The organism is Rothia sp. HMSC065C03 (assembly GCF_001837295.1).
GTDB lineage: Bacteria > Actinomycetota > Actinomycetes > Actinomycetales > Micrococcaceae > Rothia.
Genome location: NZ_KV832006.1, coordinates 205,254 through 214,319, shown reverse-complemented (window position 1 = coordinate 214,319; position 9,066 = coordinate 205,254). Strand labels below are relative to the sequence as shown.

The window sequence follows — 9,066 nt, the reverse complement described above, 5'->3', positions numbered from 1 at the left end:
CTTTCATTATTCGCCTTGATATACTTAAGTAATCAAGCATTTTCCCTAGTCAGGGGCATAAATAGGGCAGTTTTTCAAGAGGAAAACTGCCCTACACCCACCTCGGAACTTGTCTCCAGACGAGATCCGAAAGGAAAAATGAGCCGGTGGGGCAGCTACCAAAAACATGGTCGCTACCCTACCGGCTCATTTTTTGTGAAGCTCCGCTAGAAAATATCTAAAGCCTCCGGCTTCTCCTCCATCTGTTGAACCTCCGGCCCCAAATGGCGAATCGAACCAGCCCACTGAGCATCCGTAAACCGCATAATACGAATCGCACCACCCGGCGGAACCTCAACCTGCAAACGGAACAAATCAGAACCCGTCGCATTCCCATTCAGATAGTACTTCGCATACACACTCAGCTGCATACGGTCAAAACCCAAATCCAGCAGAACATGACGATAACGATTCGCCAACTTCCGCTCATTCTTCGTCTTCACCGGCAAATCAAACATCACCATCAACCACACAGGATCAGCCATCCTCACACAACTCCTCAACAGCCGTCAGCTCCCACACCGGAACCGACAACCTATCACGATTACCCTCAACGTAGAGAGCAAACTCAGAACAAAAGTCCTCCATCACCGTACGGAGCTTAAACGGCGAATCACCATTCACCGCGTCAGACAGCACCTGAACCAAAGCCGCCTTCTCCTGGCGCCCCAGCTCTGTAGAACCAGCAGAAATCAGCTGATACACCGCATAATCCACTGCAGGACGGAAAGGCTCCACCAAATCATCAACCAGCGCAAAAGCATTCGAACGATGACGGTGGAACAGCGACAGCGTAGGGCACAAACCCGCAGCAATCACACGAGTCAAAACCCTGCCACGAAGAATCGTGTATCCATAGTTCAACATGCCATTTACCACATCGTCCGAGAGCTGTTGACGACGGAATCCCTGCTCAGGGAGGAACGCGCCCCAATACAGGCGCGCGCCCTGAGCCTCTGCATTCGACGGGTCACCAGAACGCACCGAACGAGCCAATGCACGAATATCTGCAGCACCCGGCCGCCCCATAGCGTCAAGACAATTCGCCTGGCCACGAAGCTTAGCCTTCACGATCTGCATCCACGCATTCTTCGCGCGCGGCACACTCAACTCAGCCTGAGCCTCATGACGAGTAAACACCTTCGTATTCTCAGACCAGTGATACAACGTAGAAATTGGCTGATTACGCCAATCACAAATCGCGGCAGCAACATCAAAACGTTCCAAGCCAGCCACCAGACCGTAGCCCCAGGAGCACCCCATACCAAGGAGGATAAAATCAACCTCAGCAAGTGGCGTGCTCCGCTCCCCCGCCACGATTCGCCCCCTCTCATACGATAGGAAGCCCTCATAGGCAGTGAAATCAAGAACACGCCACTTACTATCCATCACGCTCTCCTAGTCTTCCACGCCCAGAGCGCGCAACGCCGAAGAACGGACCTCGAACGAAGTCGGCAGATTGCCGTTACCGCGCCAACGGGGGAACCCCAAGTTATTGCGGCGGATAACCCTCATAGTTTCCAGCCCCATAAGGTTACCCAGGCTAATTGCGAGCCCCTTCTCAAGGGACTTAACAATTACCTGCTGCTCTGTAGTTAGCGGTTTCTTCTCATCGAGACTGCGCTGAATATCCAGAGGAAACTGTTCACGTGACAGCAAAGCCGGACGAATACGAAGACGTCCGATATCGTAGAAACCATCAACGCGCCAACGAGACTCAGGCATAAACTCCAAGAACTGCCTCAGCTCGTCCTTACCGCCGTGAGCGATATAGTCATCCGGGTCAAATTCCAATTCATCGTTCTGAGTAATCCACGCGAACTCAACCGCTTCACCGCTCTCAATCACCTTACGCACGGCATCCTGCATACCACGGAAAGACTGAGAACCCGGATGAATCGGCATACTCAAAACATTGCGGCTACCACTCTCACGCATCAGCCACGGGAACTCCGCACCATACACGCGAAGCATACCGACCTTCAGCTCGCCCCTCTTCGTCAGCCAGCCATACAAGCGAGCATGATGAATAGACTCACCAATCTCAGCCACACCACGAGGAGTCAAAATCGAGGCAGCATTCTTCGGGAAGAACAGCACCTCATCATCAGCCTCAATGTAGCGCCCATCCGACAGCTCAAGCGAACGGGCAGAATCCTCAGGAAGCTCCTTCAACTTACCGAGAGCGTCCTTCATCGCCAAGTAAATCTCCGGGTCAACAATGCGCTTCACAGCATCAGCAGACCAGGCAGAGCCCAAAGTCTGCTTCTTCACCGCGGCGATAGTGTCCTTATGCACCGCGCCGTTCTGCGGACGCAAACGAAGCGGGCTCACCACCGCAATAGAGTCATCCTCGATAGCCTCAGCCAACAGGTCGCCCAAAACCGTAGCGGCCTTCTTCCACTCCAAGAACTTCTCCTGAGAAGCCGGAGCCAGACCAGTAAAGTCACGCCAGCCGTTCTCGCGCTTCGTCTCATTAAACTCGCGCTTCAACTGATGCCGTTGCTCCAAAGTGAGAGCAACCGAACGGTTCAAGAGAGTCATAACCGCTGCATCAATTGCGTGGTGGCGCACATCAAAACGGTTCTTATCGCGCTCACCGCGCAGAAGAATACGCTCATCAATGCCACCCGCACGACGGGATTCACGCGTCACTGCGCCAGCATAAACGTCCAGCACCACGCGGCTCTTATCGTCAGGGGCAAGGCCCTCATTAAAGTGCTGCTCCAAACGCTCACGCACCGCCACAGCCGCATACGAAGTCGAAGCCAGCGAGCGCTCATCAATCGGATCATCAGCCTCAGTCTGCTTGAGACGGCGGATCTGATTCTTCAGCATCTTAGCCTTCTTGGGGTCTTTAAAGGCCTTCAGCTGACGAACACGGTCAATGGTCTCCTTGAGCTTCTCCGGGGAAGCCCAGCGGTAGAACGGGGTGTTGCTCTTCATCGCGTTACAGTAGCGGCACACCGCAGCCAGATTCTCGCGGCGAGAGGAACCGCCACCAGCGCGCGGTACGATGTGGTCCAGCTCAGAGGTAGTCGTCGTAATCATCGTGCCGCAGTACAGGCACTGGCACTCCTGCTCCTGAATCACCAAGTGGCGGCGAACATCCTCGCGCTTCGGGTTCTCCACACCGGACTCACGCAGTTCGTTACGAATACGCTCGTTCTCTTCACGGTTCTTCTTCTGCTCACGCAAAATATCCTGACGCTGAGCAGGACCCATAAGGCCGGTGCGGGCATGCTCAACCGTGATTGCCTGCGGGCGGCCCCACTGACGTTCACAATCCAGCACGAAGCGGCGCAGAATAGTCAGAACACGGTCCACCGTAGGCTGTCCCGTCTGCTCCTCCAGCTTAGCCAGGGGCGGGCGCCAGGTATCATCCACGCCGAAGACAGCCTTGCGGGCCTCGTGAAGACCCACACGGTGCTCGTGCATGTACTCACTCAGCTTAGATAGGGTCGTCGCGCTATATCCTGCACGGCCAGCTTCGAAGGCGATATTAGAAAGAGCTTCGCGCTCCTCTTCAGGCCAGCTCTCGAACAGCTCATACAAGCCTGCTTCAATAGCAGCCTGGGCGGTGTCATCCGTTGCGTCGGCAAGGAACATAATGAACAGGCTGCGCAGCTGGTCGTCATCGTTCGATTCCCACCACTTGCGTGCTTCAGTCTTCGCCTTCATTGCCTTCTCGAAGGCTGCAGACGAACGGTCGAACGGCGCAGTCTTCTGCTGAACATCCTCAAGAACCGGCGCAATAAGACGGTTACCCGGAACGCCAATCTCCTCAGCCACATCGGCCCAGCTCGGCTGTTCCTTACCCGTGTATGACATCAGGAAATCAACTGCGGTATCGTATTCGCTTTCGGAGAGCTCACGCTTCGAGCGAGAATCAGTACGTACACGCAGGTTAGCAACAGCGTCGAGGATGCGGAATTCCTGGAACTCCAGCGAGGCGCGGCTTGCGCGGATTTCGGAGGGATTCAGCGGGTCCTTACCCACACGGTCCTTCGGTACGTAGGGGCGCACGTGCGTAAAGACAGCTTCGCGAAGAGCCTCATACTGATCCTCGATACCCTGAACCTCGCAGATACGACGAAGCTCAGCCAACTGGTCCTCCTGGCGCACCTTCGCGGCCATTAGCGGCTGAGTGCCGTAATCAGCCAGGTACTTCCCAGCCTTCTTAGGGTTATTAGCTTCCTTCGCGTTGTAGTTGCGGCGAGGACGCATAAGAACCTCATTATTAGCGGCAAGAGCACCCAACATGCCCAAAGTCGGGTTAGCCGGAACCTTCTCACCAAACAGCTCACGCGCACGAGCCAGAATAATCTCAAAAGTCTCTGACGGCTCCTGCGACGCCTTCTCCAGCTGATCAAGAGACCACCACGGATTAGCCCAACCACGGTGACGAGCCATATGACGCACAGCGCGCACCAGATGCTCATTCAGCTCATCAGCACTAGCCAGCTTGATAGAAGCCAGCAGTGCACGGGACGTCCATGCCTCATAGGTCTCAGGCTCAGGACCTTCCGGCACGGTGTAACCCAGATTCTCAAGCACCATATCAAGATCGCGCAAACGCTGCTTACGGCGACGGTTCATACGCATCGTACGACGAGCTACGCCGCGGGTTTCCTTGCGGCTCTTCGGGCTCTTGTTCTCAGTCGGGTCGAGTCCTCCGTCGTGACGGAAAGTTACCAAAGCCAACTTCTGGATAGGGAAACCAGCATCATCAAATTCGATAGCGGCAAGACCAACAGAGCGGTCGCCAACATCGACACCGATACGGTAGTTCTTCATGTCCGTAGACATGGCATACTCCTTTGTGAGTGATTGCAATCTAGTGCAGGCATTGCACCCTTGATAAGCATCATTGCGCTCATCTGAGACTAACAATAACCTGACTACGCCATATACGCATCCGAAACCGTCATTCTCACCCCAAAAAGCGCAAAAAAAATTTTTCTGTGAAGCACTTGCGAAACCCGTAAACCACTGTGCTAGAATCAGTAACGAAAGATTCTTAATAAGGCATCCTTCCGATGCTGACTTCTCACCGTCCGTTTTCCAATAGGAACGGGCGGTATGTTTTTAACTTCCTTGCTTGCGGTGCGCATTTGCCGAGAGACCAGGTTCTCGCTCACACAAAGACCCCCGCCGGGTGCTTCCTAAGCGACCCGGCGAGGGTCTTCACGTATGAGAGGGGTTGGCGCGGTTCAGGTAAACCAGACTAACCAAGCTAACCATGCAAACCGCGCGAGCTTCGAGTCTCACGGGACTAGAAAGAACAGCGCATCAAAACCCGAGCCGGCCAAAGCTCGGCCCCGGCGAACAGCGGAACTAGCGCTCCGCCTCCTCACCCAGCATGCCCTCACGAGCCAACGCAGTCAAACGAGACACCGCACGGAAATACTTCTTCTGATAACCACCAGCCAGCATCTCCTCAGTAAACACCTTGTCAAAAGGCACACCCGAAGAAACAATCGGCAGGTCCTTGTCATACAGGCGGTCAGCCAACACCACAAAACGCAACGCCACCGACTGCTCAGTAATCGGGTGAACATCACGCCATGCAATACCGTCCAGACCATCAATCAGCTGACGGTAACGCGACGGGTGCACCTTCGCCAGATGCTCCACCAAGTCAGCGAAGTTATCAACACCAACAGTCTGGCCGCCGAACACTTCCTCAACCTTCGCATCAAACGCATCATCAGCAACAGGCTCCGGTGCGGCAGGCAGGCCACGGTGACGGAAATCCTCACCATCCACACGGTGCACCTCAAACTGCGAAGCAAGCACCTGAATCTCACGCTTAAAATCCTCAGCAGCGAAACGGCCCTCACCCAACGCACCAGGCAGCGTATTCGAGGTCGCCACAAGCTTCACGCCAGCATCCGCCAGCTCACGCATCAGACGAGACATGAGCACAGTATCACCCGGATCATCCAGCTCAAACTCGTCAATACACACCAGCTTGTAGCTGCTCAACGCCTCAACCGTCTTACGGAACGTCAACGCACCCACCAGGTTCGTGTACTCCACAAAAGTACCGAACGCCTTCGGGCCATCCACATAATGCCACAGCGACGCCAACAGGTGAGTCTTACCCACACCAAAACCGCCGTCAAGGTACAGGCCAGCCTTCGTCGAATCCTTCTTCTTACCACCAAACAGGCGGCCAAAGAAACCGGCACCAGCGCCGCCACCATTAATCTTGTCGCCAAAATCCTTCAGCTTCTGCACAGCCTCAGCCTGCGACGGCTGATTCGGATCAGGAATGTAGCTATCAAAAGACACTTCACCAAAACGCTCAGAGGGGCGGAAACCCGCCAGCAACTCATCAGCAGAAACGCGAGGGATGCGGTCGGTCAAATGTACGGTCGTGGTGGGCACAAAAACTCTTTTCTTCAGTGACGGCGATGTGACTTCCGCTTTAAGTGTAGTACTGTCTAACACCCCGCGTGAGCCGCATGAGTTGCCCGCCACATTACGGGTATGAGGAGGGAGTGGGGTGGGATATACGGGAGGGGCTGCTGGGCTGGGACGCGGAGGTCGGGAATGCGAGGGCATGGGTATTCGGGTGCGGAGGCTGAGGTGGAGTGTGTTTTGGGCAGGGTCTGTCTTGGGCGGGTGCTCTTGGGTGGGCGCAGCGTTCGATAGGTTAGTGTCTTCGCCGTGGGTTTTATACCCGTTGTGAAGGAACTAGCCTATCGAATATTCCCTTAACCTATCGGCTATTACTCTGCCCCGCTATCTACTCCCCTAGCTTGCTGTTCATTCTTTTGGTCCGCGGCCCTCTCCCCTGGCCTGCTGCGGGGATTCTTTTGCCGGGGAACACTCACCACTATGTGTAAATTCTTTGCGTGCAGGTACTTATTTGATACATAAAGCATTGAGGTGTTCGTATGGTGATGTTTCGTCGCTGTAGCACCCAAAAGAATACAAACGGCGGCAAACATGCGGTAGGGTGGTAACTGTAGTGTTCCATAACGCATTGATGCGTTTGTTGGGTGCGCTACGGGGCTGTTTCCCTTCCGGTGGTCAGCTTGACCTGCGAATAACGGCCTGACATGCACATATATCACACCGTCACCGATGATAGGAGCGCTTCTTCTATGGATTCGACCATTTTCAACCGCCGTACCCTGTTGGGTAGCGGCGCACTTGTGGGCCTTGGTGCCCTGCTCGCAGCCTGCGGTCAGCAGGCTAATAACGAGGCGGCAGCTACCGCCTCCGCCGCACCGAGCGAAACCGCTTCGGCGTCTGCGGCGGCATCTGGATCGCCTTCTGCGAGTGCCACTCCGTCTACTGTCCGAGGCTATTCCGGCGGTTCGAAGGCACCCGATGGGGAGTACCGTAAGGCCGACTGGCAGGGACCTGCACAGAATGTACCCAAGCCTCCTGTGCCCGAAGAGGGTTACCGCGAGAAGTCTATTTCCGGGCTGGAAAAGACTCTCCGGGCATGGATTCTGCATGAAAATTATTCAATCCAGACTGGAGACTACACTGAAACCCTTAAATTTTTGAGCCCATCCTTTACATCAGAGATTGATTTCTATAAAAAGATTTCTTCCCTGTACCAACGAGGTGGCTGGGTTGTAGCTGGAACCCATAATTTTATTGCCAATGGTGCTCCATGGTCTGAGGGCGGGGAGACCTATATTTGGCGCGCCTACCGCCAGTGGACTTACGCTATGTATGTTGAGCCTGACGGCAGCTGGGAAAATCATGAAAATAGTGAAGATAACAACAATATGTGGGATATTAAATTGCGCCACAACGGAGACCGCTGGCTTGTAGAATCTACGACAAAGGCCGAGAATTAGTAGATAACATGAAAAATATTACTAAAGCTACCATTATTTCTGCGGCTCTTATATTCTCAAATTTAGCTACAACTTGGGGGGTTGAGGGGGAATTTAGTTCATACTCTGAATGTGCCGCGAATAATCCAAATTCAGCACAAGTATGTGAGACTATTTTTATTAAATCCAGCCCTGATTCTAATTCTAATATTTCTAGAGGCTCTGACGGCAAGGTTTCTTCTGGCGGAGGTACTGTACGTAAAACCCAGGAAATAGAGTCAGCGGAAAAAGCAAAAACCCAAGTCCACGAATGGGAAAAGAGCCACAACCCCAGTGGTTTTGATGTCTACTCCTCCAAAAATACCCCTGGCGTCCTTTACTGCGTAACCTCTGGAGGAAAAGTCGGTATCTATAAACACACCAACCTCAGCCCGGAAACTGATGCAGGATTCATGGACCGCGGTCGCCCAGCAATGGGAATGCACAACCCCAGCAGCGCTAGCTGCATCCCCTCAGACATCAAGGCTGTTCAAGACACTAAATCCAAGGCAAACGATGGCCCCACCTGGGAACAAATGATGGCGCAAATCATTGAGGCCGCCCAATCGCTAGAGCCGGGCAAGCCGACCCTGCACCAGTCCTACAACAACCCCGCAGGCACTGGCCGAGCAGAAGGCGATCCCAACGTCTACAAGGGTGACCAGGTCAATTTCTATGTTGATGACGGTGGCCCCTACCGCCTTGAAGCAGACATGCTCGCCGGACACGTCGAAATTGAACTCATGCCCTCCTCGTACGTCATCGAGTACGGCAACGGCGACCAGGCAACCCACTACACCGCTGGTAAACCGGTCGCCACCTACCCTCGTGAACGTCCGCGACAAACGGAAACCAGCTACGCCTACCAGCGTTCCGGCAACTTCCACGCGTACGCGACCGTGCACTACACGGCTCGCTTCCGCGTGGATGGCGGACCCTGGCAGATGATGAAGGTGACTCCACAGGCAACCAGTGACCCGCTGCTAATCCGTGTGTGGTGGGTCGATGTGGGCCGCGTCGGCGGCACCTGCGATGAAGACGATACTCGTTGGGGCTGCAAGAACGACCCCACGATGGGTAAGAAGGATAATCCGAACCCGCGCCTACGCAAGGCTGATATCCGTACCGGTCAGCGTTGGCACCTGAACGATAGTGGTGATGGGGATACGGAGTATTCGCTGCA

The 9,066-nt window shown here is 54.5% G+C and carries 5 protein-coding genes and 1 pseudogene; 2 read left to right on the top strand and 4 right to left on the bottom strand.

Annotated elements, in window-relative coordinates:
• Nucleotides 1-206: 206 nt before the first annotated feature.
• From cas2 to zapE, 4 genes are all read right to left on the bottom strand, one after another.
• Nucleotides 207-524, bottom strand: a complete 318-nt coding sequence (cas2, locus tag HMPREF2605_RS06610; RefSeq protein ID WP_049327061.1) for a CRISPR-associated endonuclease Cas2 — start codon at nt 522-524, stop codon at nt 207-209.
• Nucleotides 517-1,428: a type II CRISPR-associated endonuclease Cas1 gene (gene cas1 / locus HMPREF2605_RS06605; RefSeq protein ID WP_070847479.1), complete on the bottom strand. Its 912-nt coding sequence runs from the start codon at nt 1,426-1,428 to the stop codon at nt 517-519. Before cas1 ends, cas2 begins: the two co-directional genes overlap by 8 nt.
• Nucleotides 1,429-1,437: 9 nt before the next feature.
• Nucleotides 1,438-4,848: a type II CRISPR RNA-guided endonuclease Cas9 gene (gene cas9 / locus HMPREF2605_RS06600; RefSeq protein ID WP_070847477.1), complete on the bottom strand. Its 3,411-nt coding sequence runs from the start codon at nt 4,846-4,848 to the stop codon at nt 1,438-1,440.
• Nucleotides 4,849-5,376: 528 nt separating this feature from the next.
• Nucleotides 5,377-6,432: a cell division protein ZapE gene (zapE, locus tag HMPREF2605_RS06595; RefSeq protein ID WP_005506346.1), complete on the bottom strand. Its 1,056-nt coding sequence runs from the start codon at nt 6,430-6,432 to the stop codon at nt 5,377-5,379.
• A gap of 722 nt (nt 6,433-7,154) precedes the next feature.
• Here zapE and HMPREF2605_RS06590 point away from each other — a divergent pair.
• Both HMPREF2605_RS06590 and HMPREF2605_RS09645 read left to right on the top strand, forming a co-directional pair.
• Entirely contained in the window at nt 7,155-7,865 is a 711-nt protein-coding gene (locus HMPREF2605_RS06590; RefSeq protein ID WP_005506348.1) for a DUF6318 family protein, read from the top strand.
• 431 nt (nt 7,866-8,296) lie between these two features.
• Nucleotides 8,297-9,066, top strand: a pseudogene (locus tag HMPREF2605_RS09645) (peptide ABC transporter ATPase); the annotation flags it as partial.

Coding starts and splice junctions, on each gene's coding strand:
- cas9 (WP_070847477.1), bottom strand. CDS start 4,848: ATGTCTACGGACATGAAGAACTACCGTATCGGTGTCGATGTTGGCGAC.
- cas1 (WP_070847479.1), bottom strand. CDS start 1,428: ATGGATAGTAAGTGGCGTGTTCTTGATTTCACTGCCTATGAGGGCTTC.
- cas2 (WP_049327061.1), bottom strand. CDS start 524: ATGGCTGATCCTGTGTGGTTGATGGTGATGTTTGATTTGCCGGTGAAG.
- HMPREF2605_RS06590 (WP_005506348.1), top strand. CDS start 7,155: ATGGATTCGACCATTTTCAACCGCCGTACCCTGTTGGGTAGCGGCGCA.